We start from the raw sequence: 26,747 nt of genomic DNA, 5'->3' as shown, positions 1-26,747 counted from the left end.
TTAGAATTTAGGTATTTATAATATTTAAATCTTCAGGCGCAGCCTTTTCTTTTCAAGTATTCCAACAAATAAAATAATGATCACAGCCGTCAGGAATGAACGCAGCAATCCCGGAAATCCGTTATTTATCACATCTGGATAATTGATATGAAACAGTTCCAGTATAAAAACTTGAAAATACGGGATCAGGTAACAGGTGAGCGTACTGGTGCCCGCAGGTTTGATCCAGTTAAAAGCGCTTATTTTACCCTTAACATCAACCACATATATCAATATCAAAAACGCAAGCGTAGTGATGCCCGAACAAATGAGTACCCATGACGGTGTCGAGCGAATCTTGGAAATGCCTTCGGTATAAGGTCGTAAAGCAAAACCTGCTACCAGGAACAACACGCCAATAATAGCCAGAGTGGCCCAGATACGTTGGGTTTTACCCTGCTCAACAAGCCTGGCATAGATCCCTGATACAACAATGCCCCCCATAATTAATGTCATATTTGAAGCATCATTGATTATCCAAAATGGCTTTAAAAAGACAATAGCGTCACCCAGCGAACTACCAGTAATGTTGCTACCTGCTAAAGTTACCAACGTATCGTCGTGCATTACCTTTATCTCACACACGCTATGAGCTATGATGCCAATAGCAGCAAGTATTGTCCATGCTATAATAAGCCTGTGCAGCTTGCCTTTTACAGCAACATATATCAATGCACAAACCAGATAGGCCCAGCCTATTAAGCCTAAAATGCCCCACCATGAAGGCTCCATCCACCTTACTTCACCATCTTCGCCCCCTTTGTAAATTACCGCCATGGCTATCAGCATAATAATCCCAAGTATTTGCAGTGAATATTTTTTGGCCTTTGCCATGGTTTCGGGATAATCCAGCCAGATAAGGAAAAACGCAGTAGTAATAACCAGGGCCCAGGCGGCCTTCGGGATTAATGCCGCTGACGAGTTGTACTCTTCAAGATTTACATGGTAGAAACCCATAATGACCAACGCTGCGCTGCGTATCAGGATATAAAATAACACCTCCTTTGTACTATCGCCCTTTTTGATCCTGTTATTGATTGCAAAGGGTAATGATAAACCCACGATGAACAAAAACGCCGGAAAAATCGTGTCGGCAAAACCCATCCTATCCTCAAAGGCTTTGGCATGATCTATCCATTCGGGAATATGCTTAACACCCGCGGCATCGTTAACGAATATCATTAGCAGCATGGTGATGGCACGCAATACATCGATGGATAACAGGCGCTTGGGTAATTGTTGCATGTAGCTTTTATTTAGGGTATTTTATTTAACTTTTACGGAAAACAATGAGTTATGGCTCGTAATATATAAAGTATTATTACCAGCACCACCAAATGCTAATCCCGTTGGCCGTTCAGGCACTTTTATCATATTGATTTGTTTACCTGCACTATCATAAACATAAATCTGTCCATCGGCTACATAAACATTTCCTTTATCATCTGTTGCCGAGCCAAACTCGCCTCTTTCAGCAAAATATTTTAAATCAGAAAGATAACCGTCCTTACTTACAGTTGTGCTCACGGTACGTTTATCATACTCATCGCTGCTGTATAATGGCTTTCCGGGATACGCGGCTGCCAAAGCTGTTGACCTTGCCAAATCATACACCACAGGGATAATGGTCACTCCATCGGGCGCCACAAAACATTCGGCAGGCTTGTTCACTGTTACCGTATTGAAATCATGATAATCGCGCCAGCGGTGTGCCGGGTATAACGCTTTGTAAACCGGGTTTATTTGCCCCATTGGGATGGTTTTCAGTTTTTGTATAGTTTCATCAGGATTATGGGGGTCAATACTATAAGCCCAGCTTGCAAAGCCCGAATTGCCCCATCCGCTAAAAGATGTACCCACAGCGTCGGCCGGATTATCAAATTTTTCCGGCTTACCATTTACAAGATAGCCGGGCTTTGGCACATATTTAAAAACTACCAGCAGGTTATCATTTTTATCACAAGCTAAGGATAGCGGTTCCCATGGATAGTCGGCCAGTAAACTGATTTGCCTATCTTTAGCCGACCATTTATAGATCCGTTTCATGCGCTGCTCACTGAAATAAATATTGCCTTTGCTATCAGCACATACTGCCGATGCAAATTCAAAACCAGTAGCCAGCTTATTGATGGTGCCGGTCTGCTGTTCGGCGGCGTTGGCTTTGTCATCAATATAAAGTCTCGCAAATTCCCATGGCCTTACTTCTGTAGCTGTATTGATATCATATAACGGCAAGGTAGTGGTATATTTTATCTGGCTGTAATTATGCACATTCAATAACTCGATGTTTTTGCCACCCCATTTTCGGATTGAATACGGTGCCGGTTTATTCACCCTGATCACCCTGAACATATACAAGTTGGCAAACACTATATTACTCGAATTTTCCAGTTCCATTGGCTGACATTCGGTACTTTCTCGGCTTTCCTCTTCTAACTGCATTGCATAAACTTTCCAATTGGCTACATTGTTAAACCGCACCTCGTTACGTACATGATGCTCTATCGACATGGCATAAATACGACCGGGAGTTTGTGTGTTAGAGATATAAGTGCCGGCAGTAGCATAAGTATTGGCGCTCCAGATATCCTTAAAAGTACCGCCGCCACCATCTGTTACCCAAAGGCTCCAGTACTGTGTATCCCAGGATGAATCCATTCCATTTTGCGCACGATTATAAGCACCACTTCCTGCTGGGCTTTTGGGCGTACCAACACGTTGCATGCCCCCATGGCCACCCACAAATTTCACATCGTTCATGTATGACCCGACACCTGCCATCCATTTACAGGCTACCGCACGTGGGTTATCGGCACTGGTACAAATACCAATACCACTTAATATATTGTTTCCTCCTTTTGATGATTCCAGCAGTGCTACCGGGCCACCAAAACCGCCGAAAGCAGGTGTATTATCAGCAATTAAAAACTGCGTGGCAATGGGATTCAAACCAATCAATTTGGTATCGGGCTTTAGTTTAATAGTTTGGCTAACGCGGTACCATCCCTGGGGCACATATATGGTTTCATATTTGTCGATAGCTGCCTGTATAACCTCGGTATCATCAGTGACACCATCACCTTTAGCGCCAAGCGCTTTGAGGTTGGCCCAGTTTTCAATTGCCGGAAAATCGGGAATGTCTTTTTTAACGGCTTCGGGCAAAGCGCTCAAAGGCTCCTGCTCATTAATGGTTTTATATTGCGGATCGGCATCAAGCCCATCCATCTGCAAACCGTAAGTAAAGTTTTTTACACGATAGATATTTGCCGCCCCTGGCGTTGTTTTACCGCTGCGACGATAGCTGGCCAATACAGGTACATTGCGGCAAATTACATTACGCAGGTTGATCTGGTTAAAAGCGTTATCCTCGTTGCTGATGATGATAGCAGGGCCACTTACGCCATCAAAACGGCAATCCTCCATAAATAACTTTTCATGATAATTGGGGTTGATACTGATCACGGTTGGCACATGCTTAACATTCATGCGTACTATGGTAAGCCCAGCCTCCTGCGTACGCATAGCCGCTTCACGCTGACCTTCAAAATAAGTATCCACCATCATGAACTGCCAGCCCGGCGACGGCTTGGTAGTATAAATTCCATACTGGCCTCCGAAAAAGCGAACATCTTCCATCTCGTTACCCACATCAAACATGCCTGCCAGGCCTTTGCCAATATTTACATCGACATGAGCTATAAAACTGTGCTGGGCAAAATGAGTGCGCATGGCTACAGCGTAAGGATTGCCATCTTCTATTTTAAGGTTGATATTTGATATCGAGCTATAAAAAGTTGATGCTCCGGCATCATGAATCTCATCATCGGGTTTCGAAAGATTGCTTACAAACCAAAACATATACTTAGCGTGACCTTTATCGTTTTCATCAGCGGTTTGAAAACCGGGCGAGTTTTTAGCCAGGATAATTTGAGGCCTGTTTTTGCCATACCCGATTAACCTTACAGCGGTAGGTATATATATGGTTTTGGAGATCAGATATTTCCCTTCGGGGATAAAAAGCACACCGAAATTATGCTCAGTTTTTACTTTGGTAATGGCGGCTTGCAATTCGTCGGACACATCGGTTCTGCCATCGGCCCTAATCTTAAAGTTTTCGGGGGTAAAATAAACAGCGTCCGAATCCTGCAGGCGGGCCTGATAAATGGATTTGCCGCCATTGTCGTCTTTTACAGTTTTCTTGCTGCCAAAACAAAAGGTTTGAATAAAAATAAATACGGTGATTAACAGGGTTCCCTTTTTCACTTGAGCTATAATATGGTTTATATGGAATGATGCCGATCCAACGGATTGTCAATGCGCAAATCTATCGGATAGTGTAATCTGATGCTATTATTACGGCACTACATCACCACTACCATAGGTAACATTACAGTTAAACAGAAAATTTAGGGGCTAACAGATGAAATATCTAAACGGAACTGCCCAGCATAAAGAACCACCGGGCGGGTTAACGAAGAACGGGGGAATGGAAACGAAGTATATAAAACAAAAATGGGCAGCCAAAGGCCGCCCATTCATTAACTGGTTTTAATGTCCAATTATTTTGCAGTTTTTCTTGCAGGAGTTAACGGAACGATAATAACAGCTAAGAAAAGGGCAACTTCTAATACGGTTAACATAACTTTAATTTTTTTAATGTTTTAATTACTGAACTAACAATGTTTTAAGGAATTACAACCGTTCCTACAGGCATGCTGTGGCAGGGATGCAAGAACAATTGTATCATTCCTGGCAGGGGTTAGGCTAAAAATATGCCATTAAAAAATCGCCCCTAAAAATCAACAGTTTAGACCCAAAACGTCATTTTTTAAAATTGACTTTTCTTAAAAATCGCGTCCAAAAACAGAGGTTTTCTAAATTTTAATTCAAATTTCACCTTAAGGATTAGAAAAAGAGGGCCTAATTGGGATATAAAAATCTGATTAACTGTTTTTCATTAGATTATTTTTCTAAAAACAGCTAAACCGACAGGAATTTATTTTTAGAGAAATTTATTTCGCAGGCTATTTTCACAGACCGCTTTACGATGTAAAAAATCAGCCCCCAAACATTTTTTTGTAAAAAAACACCATCCTTAATTTCGAATAATTTATGGCTTAGCAATTTGAAAAAAAATAACCGACAATTTGTCACCAGCATGACAAATACAAATTTTGGCAGAAAACCATCAGCTTAAAAACATGACACACACTGACAAAGCATGACATGAACATCCCTAAAACTATTCAAATTAAAGCTTTTACCCCCTATGCCAAACTCTGATCAATAGGAAGGCATTTAAGGATGGCCTTTTTCCAGATACCTACCGCCTCCAGCATCTCCCTTTCATTTAAAGCGGCAAAACCTATGCGCACAAAGCTATGTTTGAATGTTTTATCGTAATAATAGTCATGCCCCGCCCCTATGGATAATCCCAGTTCATTGGCTTTTGCCGAAACAAGAGCAGTGTCCAGATCATGAAGATATTCAACCCAGATGGCAAAACCGCCGCTCGGTATTTTAAATGTAAGATACCCGCCTAATTGCTCCTCCAACAAGTTACAAAGAATGTCGCGCCGTTCGTGATACAGCTTGTTAGCCTTTTTCAGGTGGCGGCCAATATCACCATTCTTTAACAGGCTTGCCATAGCTTCTTCAAGCAGATGCTCTCCCTGCCGGTCAATCAGCCGGCGTAAACGGGTTGCCTGCATTAAAAAATTAGGAGGCGCAACCATAAAGCCAATGCGGATGCCCGGCGCAATAGTTTTACAAAATGAGCCCACGTATATTACGTTACCATAATAATCGGCACTGGCCAATGGTAAAATTGGCCCGCTGGTATAGTGAAAATCAAAATCGTAATCGTCTTCAATAATAGCAAACTGGTATTTAGCTGCCAGTTCAAGCAAATGCATTCGCCTTTCTGAACTCAGGGTTACCGTAGTAGGCTGATGATGATGCGGCACCACGTACAGCATCCGCACTTTTTTCACTTTACAAATAGCCTCAACAGCATTAATATCAATGCCATGCTCATCCACCGGTACAAAAGCCAGTTGCGCACCCGCCTGTTCAAACACTTCGTTGGCGCCACTGTAACCGGGATCGCCTACAATTACGATATCATTTTTATTGATCAGTACCTGGGCACAAAGATAAAGCGCCATCTGAACACCCTTAGTTATCAAGATATCGTTGGGTGTTACGTGCAATCCACGGGTTTCACCTAAAAAGCGGGCGAGTTCATTCCTTAAGTTTTCCGAACCTTGTTCCGGCCCGTACATCAGGTATTTATGTGTAAAATGGTAGTTGGCCATGCGCCTGTATTCCCTCACCATTAAATCGACAGGTGCGATACGGGTATCAGGAAAACCTTCTGTAAAAGTGAGATTACCATCGGGCATTGCTGCAAACATTCGTTGCGGGTTGATCCTGTCGTCATCAACTTTAAAGGATGTTTTATTTGCCAGGCTATGTTTCAGAACTGCTTTTTCGATAGGCCGCGGCGCAACATCGGGCAGGTTTTTAGCTACATAAATGCCTTTACGCGGTATTACATCAACCCAGCTTTGCGCGTAAAGCTCGTCGTAAGCAGCTACTACCGTTTTGCGATGAACGTTTAATGACGCCGACAACGCCCGGCTGGCAGGAAGCGCAGATCCCGGCTTTAAAGTTCCCTGCCTGATATAGCTGATAATACCGTTGCTAATTTGCAGGTAAACAGGCACCTGGCTGCTTTTATCTACGCTTAATAAACTTTCGATGAGCATCATACTGGACTATCTTTAATCTACATTCTGGACTACAAGTATAGTCCAAATCCATGGTATTTTTGATCATCAAAAAAATAAAAGCTATGCATATCAATCAAAAATTATCATCCATATACCTGAGGTTAGCTATTGGGGCAAGCTACCTTTGGGAAGTAGCCGATCGTCTTGGTTTATTTGGGCCAAACGGGTACCCCCATGTTGGCTGGGGCGACTGGAAACATTTTATTGCTTACGCCAAACAGGTAATGAGCTTTCTGCCCGAAGGTATGGTAAATCCGCTGGGAACAATCGCTACAATTGGCGAGGGTGGATTTGGATTATTACTGATCCTGGGCCTATTCACCCGCATGGCGGCTATAGGCAGCGGCATATTGAGTTTATGTTTTGCTATCGCGATGGCAATTTCTTTTGGCATCGAATCACCATTGGGATATTCAGTTTTAACGCTAAGCGCCGCAAGTTTTCTGCTGGCAGGAGCAACTCAATATCCCTGGAGTTTAGATAGCTGGTTTGCTTCACGCGCCGTAAACAAAAAGCTGGCAAACTACCAGGCACAAACCCAACTAAAAGATACAGACGTCTTAAATAAATAAGCATCATGACAACTACAACAACTACCAAAACATCACCGCTCTTAGTTATAGTAGCTTTTGCTATTGTATATGTGGTATGGGGCTCAACCTATTTCTTTATACAAATGGCTGTGCGGGGCTTTCCTCCTATGTTGATGGGTGCCCTACGTTTTTTTACCGCCGGCATGTTATTGCTCGGCTGGTGCTATATTAAAGGTGATAAAGTATTTGCTAAGCGTGATATCATTACTTCCGGCATCTGCGGACTATTAACCTTGTTTGTAGCAACAGGCATAGTGATTTGGGTTGAACGTAATATTCCCAGCGCAATGGTTGCCATTATGGTTTCTGTAAATCCGATTTGGTTTATTATATTGGATAGAGCTAACTGGCGCATAAACCTGAAAAACAAATCAACCATATTGGGCCTTATTATAGGCTTTGCAGGGATTTTACTACTGTTTGGCGAAGCTTTCCTGAAATCAATCACCAGTACTATAGACCATGCCCAATTTACCGGCTCATTGTTGCTGTTGGCTGGCCCCATAGCATGGTCGGCAGGTTCATTGTATTCTAAAAAACGCGGAGGCACTGCTCCGGCAAGGGTAAATACATCATGGCAAATGATCATTGCAGGGTTGGCCTTTGTACCGGCAGCATTTATCCACCAGGAATTTAAGGAATTTGACCTTGCCGCCGTCCCAATGCAATCGTGGATGGCTATCGTATACCTGATCATATTCGGATCAATCGGAGCATTCACCGCTTATGTTTGGTTATTGCAGGTGAGGCCGGCAACGCAGGTGAGTACCCATTCATATGTAAACCCGGTTATCGCTGTGCTGCTTGGTGTTTGCTTTGCACATGAAAGTATTTCGGCGGTTCAGGTTTTAGGTCTGATTGTAATTTTATTTAGCGTATTGCTTGTTAATCTTTCAAAATACGGAAAACTTAAATTCAAAACATCGGTGATCAACATAAATGAAAACATCGATAAGCCCGATCATTTGAGCGCTGTTTCTGAATTAAAACAGATCAAAGCTTTGGCTAAAATAGCTTACAGGATATAAATCCGTCTTGTAAAACAATACTTATGACAACTACCAATAAAATGAGCAAAACTACCATATGCAGTACATGCGGCACACAACTTTTAGCAGAGCCGGAGATACCTTCGTTTTGCCCGATCTGCACCGATGACCGCCAGTACATTCCGGAAAGTGGCCAGCAATGGACGCTACCTAATGAACTTGAGCATTGCAATATTAAAATAACACAACTAAATGAGCATGTATATGCTCTTAAAATACAGCCTGATTTTGCTATAGCCCAAAGGGCATTGCTATTGATCTCGCCGGGAGGTAATATTTTATGGGATTGCATCCCTTATTTAGATAAACCTACAATAGATTTTATCCGGTCTAAAGGTGGGTTAAAAGCTATCGCGTTTTCACACCCGCATTATTATAGCAATATGAATGACTGGGCAACTGAATTTAATTGCCCAATCTACATTCATCAAAATGACGCGGAATGGGTGCCATTTATAATCCCGCACGTTAAATTATGGAGTGGTGACAGCTTGCAGCTTTGGGATGGACTAAGTATAGTGCACATCGGCGGACATTTTGCCGGCAGCTGTGTGTTGCATATTACAGGCATAACGCCCAACGGAACTCTGCTTTGTGGGGATACCTTTAATATAGCCCGCAGCAAACGGCATATGGCCATCATGTACAGCTATCCTAATATTATATTGCTCACTAAAGACGAATTTGCCAAAGCATACCAGAAAGCGTCCAGGCTTAATTTTGACACTGTGTACGGTGCATTTGAGAACCAGGACATTGAGGGTAATGCAATGGAGATATTTAAAGCTTCTATGCAACGATATAAGGATGGGTACGGCTTATGAAAACCCGGACAAGCCCCTTTATTTAGCCAAAAATTTCTGAAAGTAAAAAGTATGATATAAATTGTATTTGGCAAACCCATTGTGTTATATTTACACAATAGTAAATCAATAACGTCGTCAAACAGGAGGTTATTGATCTGCAATATTTCTTCTTCCTTATCCCTCAAAAGTGCAGGGATATATTGCTTTAAACCAATTTAACCAAATACAATTATGAAAAAAAACAGTACCCTGATGCTGCTTTTACTCGTTTGCTTTTTACCCGTAACGGCGTTTTGTCAAAGCGGCAACGAACCAGTTGTTGCCGGAAATGATGTAGCCGTAACATCAACCGAAAGCGGAAAAGTAAAAGGCTATCTTCACAATGGCATTTTTACATTTAAAGGTATCCCCTATGCTAAAGCCGAGCGTTTCATGGCACCCGAAAAACCAACCCCATGGACGGATGTACGCAGCTCAAAAGCATACGGCCCGGTTTGCCCCACCGACCCTACCACAACTATTAATGACGAGTTTGAATTTGCCTTTCAGCATGACCTGGGGTATTCAAATGAACATTGCCAATCACTCAATGTATGGACTCAGAAACTAAACGACGGCAAAAAGCGCCCGGTAATGGTTTGGCTGCATGGCGGTGGTTTCACTGCTGGTTCATCAATTGAACTTCCATCATATGATGGTGAAAACCTGGCTAAAAAAGGAGATGTGGTATTGGTATCCGTAAACCACCGGTTAAATATCCTGGGCTTTTTGGATCTATCGGCCTATGGCGATAAATATAAAGGTTCAGCAAATGCCGGCCTGCTTGATTTGAAACTGGCTTTAGAATGGGTTAAACAAAACATAGCCCAGTTTGGCGGCGATCCTGATAATGTAACTATCTTCGGCCAGTCTGGCGGTGGTGGTAAGGTTACCAGTTTAATGAACGCGCCATCAGTAAAAGGCCTGTTTAAAAATGCCATTGTTGAAAGCGGCAGTTACATAACCGCATTTAACGAAAAACCGGTTACTCAAAAAGTTGCTGCTGCACTACTGGAAGAACTTCACTTGCAGCCGTCGCAGATTGACTCCCTTCAAAAATTGCCATATGATGTGCTGAACGAGGCTGGTAAAAAAGCCATGCGTAAAGTATCCGCCGAGCTAAGAAAAGAAGGTAAGGGTATAAATGGCTGGGGCCCTGCTTTAGATGGTGATTTTTTGCCATATCAACCATCTGATCCCGCTGCCAAAGAACTGTCCAAAAATGTTCCGCTGCTTGTAGGTACAACCAAAAACGAGTTTGCTCCATTCATCCCCGGCCCAAAAAGCCAAACCATGGAAGAGTTAAAAGCCAGCTTACAAAAAAAATACGGCGATAAAACCGATGCTTACATCGCTGCTGCTAAAAAAGCCTATCCTACTATCTCGAAACCTTCAGAATACACTGATATTGAGTTTAATTTCCGTTCATTAGCCATTAAGCAAGCCGACGAAAAAGCTGTAAGTGGCGCGGCACCCGTTTATATGTACCTGTTTACGTGGCAGTCGCCTGTAAATGGTGGTATGTACAAGGCTATGCACTGTATGGATATCGCTTTCCAGTTTAATAACATAGCACGATGCCAGGAAATGACAGGTGGTGGCAAGGACGCTTATGCCCTTGCCGACAAAATAAGCAGCGCATGGATAAACTTTGCTAAAAACGGTAACCCCAATACACCGTCGTTGCCTAAATGGCCTGCTTATACTGCAGAAAATGGAGCAACCATGATATTGGATAACCAGTGCGTAGTAAAAAACCATCCGGATGATGAATTATTAAAAATAGTAGCGGCCGCCCCTAAGCCTTAACGATATGAAAAGAATAGCTTTAACATTTGCGCTGCTATTTTGCTGCATATGGGTATTTGCAGCAAAAGTTGATACAGTACTGATCCCAAGTATGGCCATGAACAAAAGCTACAAAGCGGCCATTGCTTTCCCTAAAACTTATGCAAAAAGCAAAGCGAATTTCCCGGTATTATACCTGCTGCACGGAGGGTATGGCCACTTTGACGACTGGTTGCAGAAAACGCCCGATAAATCATTGGTGAAAGATCTGGCCGATCAATACAACATCATCATTGTAATGCCCGAGGGCGAGATCTTTAGCTACTATGTTGACAGTCCCGTTGATCCCAACAGCAAGTTTGAAACTTATATTACCAGGGAGGTGATCCCTTTTATTGATAATAAATACCGCACTATTAACGATAAAAAAGGCAGGCTTATAACAGGTTTATCCATGGGTGGCTATGGTTCATTGTACCTCTCAACAAAGCATCCGGACCTTTTTGCTGCAGCGGGAAGCATGAGCGGGGCACTCGACCCAAACATGACTACCTGGAAACTTCCTCCCGACAGGTTTGAGATGCTTAGCAAAATGCTTGACAAAATTTGGGGCCCTATGACGCCGGATACTTACCTTCAATATTCGGTAGTGAACATGGCCGATCAGATCAGGAGAAACGGCCTGCCATTGATTATCAATATAGGTGTGGATGATTTTTTGCTCGAACCCAACCGGGAACTGCATCGCCGGCTTGTTTACAACCATACACCGCATGACTACAGCGAACAACCGGGAGGGCATACCTGGGAGTTTTGGCAAAACGCATTGCCCGGGCATCTTTTGTTTTTCAGCAAAATTTTGAAAGCAAACGGTACTTACGTTTTATAAAATGCCGATTTTAATATTCGTGAAGGGAAAGATATCGCTCGTATCTTTCCCCTTTTTTTGTTGATTAACAAGGAAATATCAAGGCGGGCAAATGGGCATGTTCTTCATTTTCCATATTCTCCCAATCCCAAAGGCCGTTTAATTGCGAACTGCGGTTACTCAACACAAAAAAATCAACCTGCATTACATTGGCTAACACATCTACAGTTTTCATAATGTCCCGCTCCCTGATGTTCACGAGGTTCAGATTTGAGTTTGAAAACAATTGCCTGAACACAGTTTCCGCATAGCTATCACTCATGTGGGGCAATCCCGATTCGGTAACATTAAAAAGAGAAGCCTGTACACCCATCGCTTCGCTCATTTTATTTAAAAAGCTTACAATGTCCTTTTTGGCGTAACGAAGATCGGCAAGGTACCCGATATTGGTGATATTAAAGGTAGCGTGTTCAGGTACGGCAAGCAAAGGGCAGGATGAATGATTTAAAATTGGTGTAAGTTGCTCATTGATTTCCTTAGCAGTTCCGCTAACGCCCTTTATTATTAAACCGATATCATACTTAGCTATAATGGCGTGAAGTGACATTCCAAGCGTGTCCAGGTAACTAAGGAAAACTATATTTTCAGTGGTTTTTTGATCTTTAAACCCAAAGTCGTCACTTTCAAACGTGTCCTGAACAGCAGTATCAGATAATTGAACGGTGAACTGCTCCGGCACCATATTCATGACAATTACTTTAGTTTTTAATTTTACTCCTAAATTACCGGCGTAGGTAAGTGCATAATTACTTTCTTTTTTAAGGTTGTGAATCACTAAGATTGCTTTCATAGCTAATAGATATATAAGGATGAACAAGCGACGGCAGGGGCTGTTTTTAATTTATAATTAAAAACGTCATTAAAAAGTCAGTTTAATATTGACATTAATTACTGACAGACTACAACCCTTAACCTCTAACTAAAAGCCCCATACTGTTTACCACTTGTTGCAATAAACGCGCATATTGATCAATCTTTTAAATAACTTATTTTAAATTACACTGATATTAAATAAGGCTGCCGTTTAATGCCGTTGGCAAATGGAAACAGACCGGTTATCCGTATATTACACTTTGAAGCCTAATGACAAAGTCAGGTTAGCCGATTATATAACTACAAAGGCCACTCACATGAGCGGCCTTTGTAGTTATGGCATATTAACAATAAATATTAATATAAGGTAAACTCAACCCTGCGGTTAGCCTGACGGCCTGCTGCAGTTTTGTTTGTAGCAATTGGCTGGGTTTGACCATAACCGGTTGCCTCGATACGTGATGGGTTTGCACCTTTATTTGCCAGGTATGATTTAACCGATTCGGCACGATCTTTTGATAAACGCATGTTCAAATCAGCCGAACCTGTGTTATCAGTATGGCCCGCAAGTTTCAGGCTAAAGTTTTTATCAACCAGCAACTGTGCTACCCTATCCAGGCTTGGGTATGAATGTGCGCGGATAGTGGCTTTGCCCAAATCAAACTCAAGGTTTTTGATGGCGTCTTTAACTACTTTTTTATCTTCTTCGGTGACATAAACAACCGGTTTAGCTAAAGGACAGCCAGAACCATCAACCTTTTGACCAGCTGGCGTGTTAGGGCATTTATCGTTCACATCCACAACACCGTCGCCATCGCTATCGGTAGTTAACTTAGCTAAGTTGGCATTGGTTGTGGCAAGGTCGCTTGCAAGCTGAGCATTTTTAGCTTTCTCCGCATCAATTTGCTGTTGCAGTTCGGCACGGGTACGCTGGTTTTCCCATTGATACTCGGTACGCATTGATGATACCGGGTTATGAGTTGCCATCTGGTGTTTTTTCTTGCTGCCAAGGGCAAACTCTAAACCAATGTGTGCATAAGAAAACTTATCGTCGCCTAAACCATGGTTGTAACCGTCAAGGTTATCTGACTGTACAAAGTTAACCTGGTAACCCAAATCAAGATTTATACCAGGTGCAAGGTCAAACTTCAAGCCTAAACCAACCGGTATAAACAGCTCATTAATATGTCCGTTATCGGTTTTCTTAAAGTTTTCTTGTTGCCCGCCAACTGGTGTAATTCTTGGCGTGTAGTTCAAATTACCTAAGCCGGCGGTTAAGTAAGGCTGGATAAATGGTTTTTCATGTCGCCAGTTGATGTTGGCCAGGGTAATGTTAGCACTTAATGCCGCCGACCAGTTAAATTTAGTAGAGTAAGAATCATAGGGAGAAACGCCTGCGGCATTAGGTTGGCTATTTGATGAAGTTAATTTACCACGAAGGAAGTCGGCCTGTAGGCCTAATGACGGTAATATTTGTTTTTTGATGTAACCACCGTAGCCGAACTGTTCGGTTGGGTTTGTAAAGTCCTGCCTGCTATTACGGCCGAATATGGTAAATGGGGTTAATAAACCGCCGTGTACACCTATTGACCATGTACGTAGTTGGTCGCCACCCGAAAATGGTTTTACATAATCTCTTGCTGTAGCTGAAGTATCTGCCGATTGGGCGAATAATTTACTGCCTATCATAACTCCGGTAAGAAGCAGTGAGGCTTTTTTTAAATTTGTTTTCATATTTATAAGTTTAATTATACGTTTAACATTCAAGAAAAACGTACACCGGGTAATTCAACATTGATGCCACCGGCATTTGGCAACATGAACACCCGACCGTAAACAAGTCAAAAACAAATCGAAAAAACAGAGCGGAAATTTAATATAAACCGTTGATTAACTAAGTAAATCACCCGTGTTTTTATGACGCAGTCCAGGCTCATTTAAAAAGGCAACAAACAGCAATTTTCTAACTTTTTGTACCAAATGGTTAATGAGTAAAAAAGAATACAGTTTTGTACAGAGAAAGGGTAAATAAACAAAATAGTTGTTAAGCCATCACGGCAACCATGTTGAACAGATTTTCGCCAAGGTTAATATTTCCGCTGATATGAGAGGCTTCCAGTGCTGTTTGCGGATCAATACCTTTAGTGAATACTTTCCAGGCAATATCAGGCGATAAAGTAATGATTGTATCCGGTGCAAGACCAGCTTCTTTGGTTAACGTCCATCCTTCTGCTGTTTTAAGCAAGTGCCAGCTCCCTCCAGCCTCTCCGGTTATTATTATTTGTATAAGCGCACCTGTATTGGCTATCACCGTGCGGTAAGCATGAGATAATCCGCACATAAAAGTATCAACACAGGGGTAAAACAATTGGGCTGTGATAATACCCTGTTTACCTACAGCCTCGCGGATTTGCTGTTGGTGATGAAATTTTTCCGTGTATTCGCGGGCAATATGAAACCAGTTAACAGATTTATCTTCACCTGCCCAGGCTACTGAAAATGGCGCAGGTGCAAACAAGTCAGCAGCTGCCATGATCTCGCTGTATTGCTTACCGGTTGTTTCCAAAAGTTCGATAAGCAGTTGAGGACTCACACGCCTCATGGCTTTTACCCAGGTGGCGTTTAATCCATTCAGAAAATCTACTAAATCGCGATAGCTATTAATGGGATTGGGCGGAGGATCTCCGGCGAATTGATGAGCGGAAGAGATAACCCGGATGTTACCATCAAGCAAATGAGCGGCAATATCTTTTATCGTCCAAAGCTTTGCTAATGTAGGCTTGTTCCATTCTTCGGCTGATAATGACTTGAGCAGCGCTATCAGCTTTTGATCCAAAAGGGGGAACAGGTGAACTGTTTTAATAGGGACTTCCTGTTCCGCCATTTGATATTTTTAATAAACTTTATTATTCAGCAGGGTGCACAATTACCTTCCACTTAATTTCTGCACCGGCTTTTGCAAGTGTTGCAGCAACTGAGCAGTATTTGTTAATAGAAAGTTCGGCAGCACGTACAGCTTTGTCCTCGTCAACATTGCCGTAGATATGGAATTCAATATCCACATCCTCCCACAATGAAGGCTCTTTACCTGCTTCACGTTCGCCGTTAACCACCATTTTATAATCGGTTATTTCCTGGCGCTGCTTTTTCAGGATACTGATCACGTCAATTGCCGAACAACCGGCAAGGCCCATTAAAAGCATCTGCATTGGGCGGATCCCAAAGTCCTGGCCGCCACTTTCCGGACTGCTGTCCATTTTTACGGTGTGCCCGTTGGCGTCAACAGCTTCAAAGCCAAAATCGCCATGTACACGTTTTAAATTAATCTGAGCCATATTATCAGGTATTATTGTGCTAAGTTATACAATTGTACGCTTATGCTGAAACACACTACGGTTGTTTAACCAAAAATGACCTACATCATATATTTTCTGTCTTTAACCGGGATAACCAATTTTAACCCCGACCAAACTTCATCAACGGCACAAACCTTAACATCAACCAGGCCAATCTGCAGTGCGAAATTTCTGATCAGGTCTTCTGTGATATCCGTAACTACTTTTGAAGCCTTTTTTGGCCAGGAAACCCAGATCATGCCATCCTGCTTTATTTGTTTCATTAGTTCGGGCAGATTCACGCGGTATTCATCAGCACTTTTACTAAAGAAATGGATCACATCATTTTCAAGCGAAAGATCATCTGTGAAATAAACATCTGTTGGCAAGTCCGTAAACAGATCAGGATAACGGCCGGGTGCATTTACAACCATAAGCTTTGTTCCTGTCTTTATGCCAAGCTTTTTTGCCAATGGAGTACCTGAATAGCCCGCCATTACAATATATCTTTTAGGTGATGCAGCATGTGATCAACATAGTCGGCAGCAAGCCACTCAACGGTTTGGAGGTTGGGTTCCTGTTTACTATTATCGCAACGTGCACCTAACCTGTCGGCGGGATAATTCTCTAAAACCCGTACAATCTGCCGATTCAATAAAGTCCAAAGTTCAATCAGCTCGTTAATATTGCCGTCCTGATAACGGGCGGCAACAACCCATTCAACCTGGTTATAGGTAAGCCTGAAGTTTTCTTCATAAGTACAGCGTACAAAACGTTGCAAGTTAATTTGGGCGCTGTCAATCAAATGCCCAATCACCTCTTTCTTTGACCACTTAGCAGGAGAGGCTTTATAAGCCCAGTCAATATCATGGTATTTTAGTTCCCTTACTTTATCTATAATTCCGGTGAGTTTGTTGGTTACCTCGTTCATTGGTAGTTGTATAAAAATATCAGCATTTCATATTAAACAACAAAAGCACTAACTTCAAAGCCTTAAACATTACTATGGCGCTTAACTATATCTGGATAGCTTTTTTTGTAATTGCATTTGTAGTTTCACTCATAAAATTAGTTTTTTTTGGCGATACAGAAGCTTTCAAATTATTGGTTGAAGGATTGTTTAATTCGTCCAAGTCGTCAGTAATGGATATCGCGCTGCCGCTGATAGGTTCGATGGCGTTCTGGCTTGGTATTTTGAATATCGGCGAAAAAGCAGGGGCTATCAATTTTTTGTCCCGAATAGTAAGGCCTTTCTTTAGTCGTTTATTCCCCGATGTACCCAAAGATCACCCTGCTACCGGCCAGATGATGATGAACTTTTCGGCCAATTTAATGGGGCTTGATAATGCTGCAACCCCACTCGGCTTAAAAGCGATGGGCAGCCTGCAAGAGCTTAATCCAGATAAAGAAACCGCTTCAAATGCCCAGATCATGTTCCTGGTGCTGCACACATCGGGCTTACAATTATTACCTGTTACCATCATCGCGCAAAGGGCCATCCTAAACTCAAAAGACCCGGCCGAAGTATTTTTACCTTGTATCATCGCTACCTATGTAGCCACAGTAGTTGGCCTTATAGCCGTGGCCATCAAACAAAAGATCAACCTTTTTGACAGGGTAATTATTGGTTGGCTTGGCGGGGTTACTGCTTTTATTACATTAGTTGTATGGTATTTTACTACCCAGCTTACCAAAGAGCAGATCAGCACGGTATCATCCGTTATCAGCAATGTGATGCTGTTTACCATTCCGGTGATATTTATAGTCGGCGGACTTATAAAAAAGGTAAATGTATTTGAAGTTTTTGTAGAGGGTGCCAAAGGCGGCTTTGAAACGTCTGTAAAAATAATCCCCTATCTGGTAGCGATGCTGGTGGGGATAAGCGTGTTCAGGAGTTGTGGCGCGCTTGATTATATGAACGAAGGATTACGCTGGGTTTGCGTTCAGTTTAATTTGGATACCCGTTTTGTTGACGCTATGCCGGTAGCGTACCTGAAACCTCTTAGCGGATCAGGATCAAAGGGCATGATGATAACCGTAATGCAAAATTTCGGTGTCGACAAATTTGCAGGCCGGCTTGCCGGAATCTTTAACGGTTCAGCTGATACCACGTTTTATATTGTGGCTTTATACTTTGGTTCGGTGGGTATTAAAAAATCACGCTATGCCATCCCGGCAGGACTTATTGCCGATTTGGCTGGTGTTATTGCGGCTATCTTTATCGCTTACTTATTCTTTGGCCATCAGCCGTAATTACCTCTTAAAAAGGGGCTTGCTTTATTCATCAAATTAATTACTAATTTTATCGCACCCTTTATAAACTAATGACTCAAACTTATCTTAAGGAAAAGCACCTTAAAAAAAAGCGTGCTATGAAAGGCGTGTATGCCATAGTTGTTGCCGGCATAATATTCATATTTGTCATGGCCAAATTTGCCACATCGGGTGGAGTACCCGAAGTATTGTCATTTAGTAAAATGCCCAATGCTGATGATGCTTATAAAATTGCCAAGGAATTTGTAACACCAACCATCCGTAACGGTAACATCTCTTTTCCTGACGATAAATACCAGTTTGGAAAAAAAGCCGATTCGGTTTTCATCATTAAATCGTACGTGCTTTCAAGAGGCAGCAGAGGGGAAACAAACCGTACCAATTTTGAAGTGATCCTGAGATATAATGGAGGCCCTAGATACTTAAAAAAGAACTGGGCTTTGGTAGACATTAACGAAACAGCTGAATAGACAAAGTCAGAAGTATTGAGCCGGAAGTCAAAAGCCCGGGCCCCTCGCCTTTCTGAACTTAGCACTTATGACTAAAGACTAATAACAATACACCACTATAAGCCTTATGGAAGAAACTGGACTTGAGCTGATAGAAAGTGCCACCGCATTTATAGGGCGTACCCAATATCAAACAGTAGTTAACAGCGGCGGGCATGGCCTTATCACCGACGAACCATTGAAAGCCAATGGCACCAACACCGGCATGAACCCATTTAGTTTATTACTGGCGAGTCTCGCAAGCTGTACGGTTATTACCCTGCGCATGTACATCGATCGGAAAATGTGGCCGATAGAAGAAATCAAAGCTGATATTGAGATGTATAAAACTTTAAGCGGCACACGCATAGAAACCAAGCTAAGCTTTAAGGGCGAAGTCGATGACGAGCAACGGGGCAGGTTGCTTAAAATAGCAAATGCCTGCCCGGTTCATAAAATACTGGTTGGCAACATTGATATTAACACAAATATCAATATATAAAAAGCCCGCGCGGCAAAAAGCTACGCAGGCTAAATCACTCTAAAACAATCACCTCTTAAAAAAGAAGTATTTATAAATAATTTGAACAGGAAGGTAATTACCTGGCTATTAAACTATTTATAAGTACAAATGTACCCATAAATAGGAGCTACAGCACTCAACAGACAGTTCATTTGACGGCTAACTGACAGTACAGACCATTTATACTTTCAGATGACTTTAGGCAGTTAACCCTTTGATAAAAATATCGAGCAGAAGGAGTTTTTTTGTATGGATTTCTTCAAGATGTTCCTTACGGGGGAAGTTTGTTTTCTTTTGGGATATGGATCCCACCCTAATGCCATGTAAGGCATCCATCAATACGTCAACAATCTCATCGGGGTTTTCAACGGGTTTTATAGCTCCTTTTTCAACTTCTGTTTTAATAGCATTGCTCAACAGGCCCAATTCAGCGCCACGTACTTCGCCAACTATCTCCCAGATGGCTTCGGGGAGATTTTGCTCGTTAAGCCTGAAAAAATCAAAAAAGTTGTAATTATTAACGATGAACTCGTGATGGGTATTTACCTGGAACGTGAAAGCTTCTTTTAAATTGGTAAAGCTATTTAACCTGTTTTCGAGTGTTTTAAGATAATCAGTAGCAAGCTTGCGCATTACGGCAATGTACAACTGACTTTTATCAGGGAAATAATAGTACAGCAGGGCCTTTGACATAGAAAGATCGCCGGCTATTTCATTCATAGTAGTTTTTGAATAACCGTAATGTAAAAAGCGCTGATGCGAGGCCTCTAAAATTTTCTCCCTTTTAATATCCTGCTGGTCATTCGCTGCTGCCATGTGAAAAATTTTTCTAAAAACAGGTAAACAAATAAAGTCAACACAATCGATTTCCTGACTTTTTTAACAAAACTATCAAAAATTCATTAAATAAATGTAGCAACACCCGGTGATGGGGCATTTGCTAAAACAATTTTACATTCTGACTATTTTATAGGGTAAACAAGTTCTGTGATTATGGATATAGAAAACAGATTACCGCCTGACTTGCTTGAGTTTTCGCAACGGATCCCCTCCTTTGCCTGGAACCTGGTCATTATCGCTTCGGCAATACTTATTGGCCTTTTCGCTAAATTTATTATAACCAGGTTGTTCAGGATTTACGCTCAACGCAAAGACACAGATTATTCCATATTGCGGTCAATAATTGTAAACCTGGGGCCGGCGGTGGCTTATTTTATACCCTTATTTCTACTCAATTTATTTTCGCCGCTAATGCGGATGAACAAGCTTTATTATCAGCCACTTGATAAAATAATTGAAATTTTGCTTACCATATCATTTGCAGGCTTAATTGTGCGTTCGGTGCGAATCCTGGAAGATTATATTTATCATACTTATGACCTTAACAAGGTTGACAACCTGAAAGAGCGCAAAGTGCGAACGCAGATCCAGTTCATCCGTAAGATCATTATAGTAACTATCATTTTTTTGACTATAGCCATCATCCTGCTTAGTTTTGAAAGTATGCGTAAGATAGGCACAGGCCTGCTTACTGGTGTTGGTATTGGCGGTATTATAGTTGGCTTTGCTGCGCAAAACTCTTTAGGTAACCTGCTTGCAGGCTTTCAGATAGCGTTTACCCAGCCTATCCGTATTGATGATGTTTTGGTAGTTGAGGGCGAATGGGGCCGCGTGGAAGAGATTACGCTTACCTATGTGGTTTTAAAGATCTGGGATGAACGAAGACTGATACTGCCAATCAATTATTTTATCCAAAAACCTTTTCAAAACTGGACGCGTACATCGGCAGACATCCTGGGCACCGTGTTTTTATACATGGACCATACCGTTCCCGTTGATGCCATACGCGAAGAATTTGAGCGGTTGATCGTAAAATCAAACCTTTGGGATAAGCGGGTTAAGGTAGTACAGGTAACGGACGTACGGGAGCATGTTATTGAAATCAGGGTACTAATGAGCTCAAGTACCTCATCAAACGCATTCGACCTTCGTTGTTATATTCGTGAAAATCTGATAACCTTTATCCAAAAGAATTATCCCAATAGCCTTCCACGCTCACGTAATGAATTCAGCAACCTGGGCGAGCTTGAAAAATATATTCAACCCGCCCCTGCTTCTTAAACCAACTTATTTAGACCGATACCCACCCCTATTACCAAAGCATCTTCAGCCGCGCCTATCCATGGATCGGCAATGTGATTGGCTTTAACTATGTTTTTGCGTAAATAGTAGCTTCCGTAGGTAGCCGCTATTGCTGTCGCTCCTCCAATCAATGTACCGGTTAACCATTTTCCTCCAACTGATTTATAAATACTTGCACCAGCCAAAGCACCGGATAAGCATCTGCCTGCTATAGCGGCTGGCTCTATCCTGTTTGGCGTTGAAGGCAATTTATCCGCGATAAGCTCAGTGACAGATAAGATCTTCAAAACGGCAGCTATCGTAGGCGATTGGATAAACCGTAACGGCGATTTATCCAATTTTTTTGATGGATGACGACTTAAGATATGAGTGGTCATAACCGGCGCAGACAAGGTGCGCATACCAGCTAACGTGCCCAGGCCAATTACTGGCCAAAGTGGTTTTAATGCTTTCATTTTGTTTCAAAACGTATGCTTAAATAACTCTAAATATCCTATGATGTTTCTGATTAAAAATCTATAATGCAAAAACGACCGTACTGTATTAGCACGGCCGTTTTTTTAACTAAACAGTTTTTTCTTAAACTGCTTCTGTTTCTAATACTGCGGCATGCTTAACTTCAACCGATTTTTTACCAAATAACCTTGCCTTAAGGTTATAACGGATCAGGTATAAACACGGCACAAGGATCAATGTAATAATGGTAGCGAAACCTAAACCGAAGATCATTGTCCAGGCCAGCGGCCCCCAGAAAGCAACGTTATCACCACCAAAGTGGATATGCGGTTCAAAACGGGTAAACAAGCCCACGAAATCAATATTGAAACCAACTGCCAGCGGTATTAAACCTAAAATAGCAGCTGTTGCGGTAAGGAGTACCGGAGTCATACGGGTATGGCCGGCTTCAACCACGGCATCATGGATGCTTACGCCCTGCTCCAACAGCATATCGGTAAACTCAACTAATAAGATCCCGTTACGAACAACCACGCCGGCGAGTGCAATGATACCGATACCAGTCATTACGATAGACATGGTCATGCCAAATACGGTAACACCCAGCAACACACCAATAATACTGAAGAGTATCTCGCTGATAATAATAAGCGTTTTGCCAATAGAGTTAAACTGGATCATTAAAATAATGAGGATAAGCCCGAATGACACGCCAAGAGCAGAAAGCAGGAAAGTCATGGCTTCCATTTGGTCTTCCTGACCACCGCCCTGCCTTATGATAACATTATCCGGCTTTTTGAAGTTGTTTATAGCTTTCAAAATATTGGCATTAACCTCATTAGGGTTATTAGGCTTAATAACATTTGAACCCAGTGTCAATACTCTGCGTTGCTGTTTACGCTTGATATTGCTGTAAGTCGTTGTGTAACGCACGTCAGTAAAAGCTGAGATAGGAACCTGGCGTATTGTTCCGTTCATTGCCATATCACGATAAGTGATTTTTATGTTTCGCAATGCATCAATATCGCTTCGTTGACTCTCTAAAGCACGTACTTTTATTTGATAATCATCTTCCTTGGTATTTCTGAAATCTGCAGCTTTAGCACCAAATATAGCTGCCCCCAATGATTGATTTACCTGTGATGAACTTATGCCCTCGCGATTTGCTCGTTCACGATTTACATCGAAAACAATTTCCGGCTTATCGCTTTGTACGTCGGCAATAAGGTTTTCAATACCAGCGATGTTTTGCTTTGCGAGGTAACTTTTTAGTCGATTACCCGTGGCAACAAGAGTGTCAAGATTGTCGCCAACTATCTCTATACTGATATCCTTTTGTACGGGCGGACCGCTGTTTTCCTGAGCTACTGCTATTTTTGCCCCTGGAATACCTTGTACCGCCGCGCGGATATTGGCTAATACTTTTTTAGTATCCTTACCGTTACGTTTGCCAAATTCTACAAAGGCAACAGTAACCTTGCCTTTATTTTCATAATCACCCTGATCTTCATCGGTAGGATCGGTTACGCCTTTAGTCACGTTTGAGATTACCGACGATACTACATCCTTATCTGGTTCAACAACCTGAGCAACACGCTTTTCTATTTGCCGGGTAACTTCATTCGTATAAGCTTGATCGGTACCTATAGGCAAGGTAATATATACATAGGCAAAGTTAGGATCACCAGATGGGAAAAACTCCGGTGTTTTACCTCGCACAGCCATAAAGAAGATAGCAAAAACGAATAAGCCAATGGTTCCCAGTAAAACTATAACCGGACGGTGTACCGCACGCTCAAGCCATTTTGCATACCAGTTTTGAAATTTAGGCCAGGCATTTTTCTGAAACCTGTCAATAACCCGCAACAGGAAGAAGTGGTTGATCAGGTATAATACCATGATCAGCACTATCAGGTTACCAACCCCAACGTTCATCAGGTAACCGATAACTGCAGCTATCGCCAAAAATATCATAGCCCTTTTTGTTGGCCTGTCAAACTTGGGATTATCATGTTCGCCATCATGATGGGGTCTCATAAAGTCAACCGCAAATACCGGATTAAAGATATAAGCTACAACCAGCGATGCCAGCAGTGTTATAATCAGCGTAATAGGCAGGAAGAACATAAAATGGCCTATCAAACTATTCCAGAAAGCCAATGGTATAAACGGCGCCAAAGTAGTCATTGTACCTGAAAATACCGGTAAGAACACTTCGCCTGCAGCCATTTTTGCAGCTTCCTTAATAGGTACTTTTCCGTTAGCAAAAATACGATGGGTATTTTCAATAACCACAATAGCATCATCCACCACAATACCTAACGCCAGCAGGAACGAAAATAACACAATCATATTGAGGGTGAATCCGATGGCCGGCATTACCAGGAAAGCGATAAAGCACGATAAAGGCACAGATAGCGCCACGAAAATAGCGTTGGTTGTGCCCATGAAAAACATCAGGATAACGGTAACCAAAAGGAAGCCGATAACTATAGTATTGATGAGGTCATTCAGAGTTGTACGTGTTTTGTCTGACTGATCTCCCGTTACAACAATATCTAATCCTTTAGGAAAAACCGTTTTCTGTTTAAGTTTGATCAACTCATTGATCTTATCCGATGCCTCTATCAGGTTCTCTCCCGCTCTTTTACTTACGTTGAGGGTAATTACGTTCTTAAAGTTGGGGTTATCATTAGTTTTTAACCTTGCATAACTTTCCTGTTCTAAAAATGAGTCTTTTATCTCAGCTATGTCCCTCAAATAAATTGTTTGGCCTTTTGGGTTACGAATTGCCATAGCAGCTACCTCATCTGCATTTTTAAAATCCTGCTTGATATCGATACTGCGACGTATTCCATCCGTTTTAACTGTACCTGCCGACGAAAGAATATTTTCATCCCCAATGGCTTTAATAATATCACCGAAGCTTATTTGGGTAGCAGCCATTTTATTAAGATCAACGTTTACCTGTATTTCGGGAGTTAAAGCACCTACCTCATCAACTTTAGATATTTCCTTGTAACCTTCTATTTCGTCTTTTAAAACATCAGCATACTCCTTGAGCCTCTTAAGATCATAATTACCTGATATATTGATGTATAAGATGGGCAAATCGGCAACATTAATATCGGATATTACCGGTTCCTTAAGGTTATCGTCATTTTGGGGCAGATCCTGCTTAGCCTTATCGACTGCGTCCTTTACATCGATTTTTGCATCCTTAATATTAATGTTGGCTTGAAATTCGGCCGTAATAATGGAAACATTCTGTACCGAGTTTGAGGTCACCTTTTTTAAGCCTTTTAACGACTTCAATTGCTTTTCAATTTGTCGAGTCACCAGGTTCTCAATATTTTGTGGAGACTGCCCGGCATAGGTTGTTTGTATAAACACCTTTGATTGCGCTATATCCGGAAAGTTTTCCTTTGGCAGGCGGTTATAACTTATCAAGCCAAGTGCTGTGATCAGGAACATGAGCACATAGATGGCTGTTTTGTTATCAATGGCCCAGCTTGAAGGGCCAAATTCTTTTTTTACATCTTTCATAATGAACAGATCAATTGGTTAATAACTAATTGGCCGACTGAACAACTTTGATCTTATCGCCATCCTCAATTTCAGTTGCACCTTCAACAACCAGCTGGTCGCCTGCTTTCAGGCCTGATAATATCTCTGTTTGACCACCATAGGTAACGCCCGATTTTACATTTACCTGTTTGGCAATACCATTTTGATTAACAAAAACATGGTCGCCGTTTTCTGATTTCTGTATAGCTTTAACCGGTACTGCTATGGTATTTGTTTTTGAATAATCAGCAATTTTTAAAATTGCGGTCATGTTAGGGCGAAGTGTGCTGCGCTGAGGTAATTTAACCTCCACACCAAAACTACGCGACGTTGGGTCGATAGCTTTAGCAGCAAAAGTTACTTTAGTAACTAATGAATCCTTTGCATCCGGAATCAATATCTTAACATCATTACCAGTGTTCACGCTGCTTGCATATGATTCAGGAACATCAGCCTTAACTTTTAAAACATCGGCATTCACAATACGGATCCCTGTTTGACCCGGAGTGGCACCCTGCCCCAATTTCAGGTCCATTTGATCTACTGTACCACTAATTGGCGATATGATGCGGTATAAACCCGATTGCCTTTTTAAGGAAGCCAAAGCTTTCTGATTGCTTTGTAATGCGGTTTGAGCTTGCAGATATTGTACTTCGGTGCCAATTTTCTGATCCCAAAGATTTTTTTGACGATCAAACAATTGTTGGCTCAAGCTAACCTGTGCTTCTGCCTGTGCTATATTTTGTTGCATAACGCTATTATCCAGCTGTGCTAACACCTGGCCTTTAGTTACATGCTGACCCGGTTTTACATAAATAGCAGTAATAACCGCTGATGCCTGCGGATAGGCAGTAACGTTATCCTGAGCATCTATTTTACCCTGAATCTGCACGTAGTTAGTAAAGTTTCCGTTTTTAACCTCGGTAACACTTACATCAGTGCTCTTAACCGAATCTGTAGTGCCCATTTCGGCCTGCAGTTTCGCTATTTTTGAATTGATATCCGATTGCTGTTTTTGCAGGTCGGCCAGTTCGGCCTTTTTATCTTTGGGTTTACTTGAGCAGGCAGCCAGTAAAACCAGGAACGGTATGTATATAAAATTTTTCATTTTCA

Annotated in this window: 23 protein-coding genes; 10 read left to right on the top strand and 13 right to left on the bottom strand. The window is 41.9% G+C overall.

Annotated features, from left to right (window positions below):
* Positions 1-24: 24 nt before the first annotated feature.
* The gene (locus ACEN9X_RS25075; protein ID WP_413667735.1) at positions 25-1,284 is read right to left on the bottom strand and encodes a DUF5009 domain-containing protein; all 1,260 of its coding nucleotides are present in this window, start codon (positions 1,282-1,284) and stop codon (positions 25-27) included.
* Between the two features lie 21 nt (positions 1,285-1,305).
* Positions 1,306-4,302, bottom strand: coding sequence for a glycosyl hydrolase family 28-related protein (locus tag ACEN9X_RS25070; RefSeq protein ID WP_413667734.1), 2,997 nt, complete (start codon positions 4,300-4,302; stop codon positions 1,306-1,308).
* Between the two features lie 157 nt (positions 4,303-4,459).
* Between ACEN9X_RS25070 and ACEN9X_RS25065 the strand changes: the two genes are divergently transcribed.
* The gene (locus ACEN9X_RS25065) at positions 4,460-4,591 is read left to right on the top strand and encodes a hypothetical protein (RefSeq protein WP_413667733.1); all 132 of its coding nucleotides are present in this window, start codon (positions 4,460-4,462) and stop codon (positions 4,589-4,591) included.
* Between the two features lie 715 nt (positions 4,592-5,306).
* Here the strand turns inward: ACEN9X_RS25065 and ACEN9X_RS25060 are convergent.
* Positions 5,307-6,812, bottom strand: coding sequence for a PLP-dependent aminotransferase family protein (locus ACEN9X_RS25060; RefSeq protein WP_413667732.1), 1,506 nt, complete (start codon positions 6,810-6,812; stop codon positions 5,307-5,309).
* An 83-nt stretch (positions 6,813-6,895) separates the two neighbouring features.
* On the opposite strand from ACEN9X_RS25060, the gene ACEN9X_RS25055 reads away from it, so the two are divergent.
* The 5 genes from ACEN9X_RS25055 (at position 6,896) to ACEN9X_RS25035 (ending at position 11,997) form a co-directional block, all read left to right on the top strand.
* Entirely contained in the window at positions 6,896-7,405 is a 510-nt protein-coding gene (locus tag ACEN9X_RS25055; protein ID WP_413667731.1) for a TQO small subunit DoxD, read from the top strand.
* A 5-nt stretch (positions 7,406-7,410) separates the two neighbouring features.
* A complete protein-coding gene (locus ACEN9X_RS25050) occupies positions 7,411-8,454 on the top strand; it encodes an EamA family transporter (protein WP_413667730.1) in 1,044 nt (347 codons plus the stop codon).
* 23 nt (positions 8,455-8,477) lie between these two features.
* Positions 8,478-9,299: a hypothetical protein gene (locus ACEN9X_RS25045; protein WP_413667729.1), complete on the top strand. Its 822-nt coding sequence runs from the start codon at positions 8,478-8,480 to the stop codon at positions 9,297-9,299.
* A gap of 213 nt (positions 9,300-9,512) precedes the next feature.
* Entirely contained in the window at positions 9,513-11,129 is a 1,617-nt protein-coding gene (locus ACEN9X_RS25040; RefSeq protein WP_413667728.1) for a carboxylesterase/lipase family protein, read from the top strand.
* A gap of 4 nt (positions 11,130-11,133) precedes the next feature.
* A complete protein-coding gene (locus ACEN9X_RS25035; RefSeq protein WP_413667727.1) occupies positions 11,134-11,997 on the top strand; it encodes an alpha/beta hydrolase in 864 nt (287 codons plus the stop codon).
* Between the two features lie 64 nt (positions 11,998-12,061).
* Here the strand turns inward: ACEN9X_RS25035 and ACEN9X_RS25030 are convergent, their stop codons facing one another.
* From ACEN9X_RS25030 to ACEN9X_RS25005, 6 genes are all read right to left on the bottom strand, one after another.
* Entirely contained in the window at positions 12,062-12,826 is a 765-nt protein-coding gene (locus tag ACEN9X_RS25030; RefSeq protein ID WP_413667726.1) for a hypothetical protein, read from the bottom strand.
* A gap of 380 nt (positions 12,827-13,206) precedes the next feature.
* Positions 13,207-14,583, bottom strand: coding sequence for an OmpA family protein (locus tag ACEN9X_RS25025; protein ID WP_413667725.1), 1,377 nt, complete (start codon positions 14,581-14,583; stop codon positions 13,207-13,209).
* Positions 14,584-14,893: 310 nt separating this feature from the next.
* Entirely contained in the window at positions 14,894-15,733 is an 840-nt protein-coding gene (locus tag ACEN9X_RS25020; RefSeq protein WP_413667724.1) for a maleylpyruvate isomerase N-terminal domain-containing protein, read from the bottom strand.
* Between the two features lie 22 nt (positions 15,734-15,755).
* Positions 15,756-16,184, bottom strand: coding sequence for an OsmC family protein (locus tag ACEN9X_RS25015; RefSeq protein WP_413667723.1), 429 nt, complete (start codon positions 16,182-16,184; stop codon positions 15,756-15,758).
* 80 nt (positions 16,185-16,264) lie between these two features.
* A complete protein-coding gene (locus ACEN9X_RS25010; RefSeq protein ID WP_413667722.1) occupies positions 16,265-16,681 on the bottom strand; it encodes a DUF3052 domain-containing protein in 417 nt (138 codons plus the stop codon).
* Complete coding sequence (locus ACEN9X_RS25005; protein ID WP_413667721.1) at positions 16,681-17,115, bottom strand: DinB family protein; 435 nt, start codon at positions 17,113-17,115, stop codon at positions 16,681-16,683. The genes ACEN9X_RS25010 and ACEN9X_RS25005 overlap by 1 nt, the downstream gene beginning before the upstream one ends.
* Before the next feature lie 74 nt (positions 17,116-17,189).
* Between ACEN9X_RS25005 and ACEN9X_RS25000 the strand changes: the two genes are divergently transcribed.
* From ACEN9X_RS25000 to ACEN9X_RS24990, 3 genes are all read left to right on the top strand, one after another.
* Positions 17,190-18,437: a nucleoside recognition domain-containing protein gene (locus ACEN9X_RS25000; RefSeq protein WP_413667720.1), complete on the top strand. Its 1,248-nt coding sequence runs from the start codon at positions 17,190-17,192 to the stop codon at positions 18,435-18,437.
* 71 nt (positions 18,438-18,508) lie between these two features.
* Entirely contained in the window at positions 18,509-18,928 is a 420-nt protein-coding gene (locus ACEN9X_RS24995) for a hypothetical protein (protein ID WP_091221526.1), read from the top strand.
* Between the two features lie 106 nt (positions 18,929-19,034).
* Complete coding sequence (locus ACEN9X_RS24990) at positions 19,035-19,448, top strand: OsmC family protein (protein ID WP_413667719.1); 414 nt, start codon at positions 19,035-19,037, stop codon at positions 19,446-19,448.
* A gap of 219 nt (positions 19,449-19,667) precedes the next feature.
* On the opposite strand, the gene ACEN9X_RS24985 is transcribed toward ACEN9X_RS24990, so the two are convergent.
* Positions 19,668-20,285, bottom strand: a complete 618-nt coding sequence (locus ACEN9X_RS24985; RefSeq protein WP_091221535.1) for a TetR/AcrR family transcriptional regulator — start codon at positions 20,283-20,285, stop codon at positions 19,668-19,670.
* A gap of 177 nt (positions 20,286-20,462) precedes the next feature.
* On the opposite strand from ACEN9X_RS24985, the gene ACEN9X_RS24980 reads away from it, so the two are divergent.
* On the top strand, positions 20,463-21,590 hold the full coding sequence (locus ACEN9X_RS24980) for a mechanosensitive ion channel family protein (RefSeq protein ID WP_413667718.1): 1,128 nt from the start codon (positions 20,463-20,465) through the stop codon (positions 21,588-21,590).
* On the opposite strand, the gene ACEN9X_RS24975 is transcribed toward ACEN9X_RS24980, so the two are convergent.
* The 3 genes from ACEN9X_RS24975 to ACEN9X_RS24965 form a co-directional block, all read right to left on the bottom strand.
* Entirely contained in the window at positions 21,587-22,066 is a 480-nt protein-coding gene (locus ACEN9X_RS24975; protein ID WP_413667717.1) for a DUF4126 family protein, read from the bottom strand. The genes ACEN9X_RS24980 and ACEN9X_RS24975 overlap by 4 nt on opposite strands.
* A 124-nt stretch (positions 22,067-22,190) precedes the next feature.
* Complete coding sequence (locus ACEN9X_RS24970; protein ID WP_413667716.1) at positions 22,191-25,613, bottom strand: efflux RND transporter permease subunit; 3,423 nt, start codon at positions 25,611-25,613, stop codon at positions 22,191-22,193.
* A gap of 25 nt (positions 25,614-25,638) precedes the next feature.
* Complete coding sequence (locus ACEN9X_RS24965; protein ID WP_413667715.1) at positions 25,639-26,742, bottom strand: efflux RND transporter periplasmic adaptor subunit; 1,104 nt, start codon at positions 26,740-26,742, stop codon at positions 25,639-25,641.
* Positions 26,743-26,747: the final 5 nt, after the last annotated feature.

It is taken from the genome of Mucilaginibacter sp. Mucisp86 (assembly GCF_047324315.1).
GTDB lineage: Bacteria > Bacteroidota > Bacteroidia > Sphingobacteriales > Sphingobacteriaceae > Mucilaginibacter.
The sequence above is the reverse complement of the archived record's forward strand: the minus strand, read 5'-3'. Positions and strand labels throughout refer to the sequence as shown.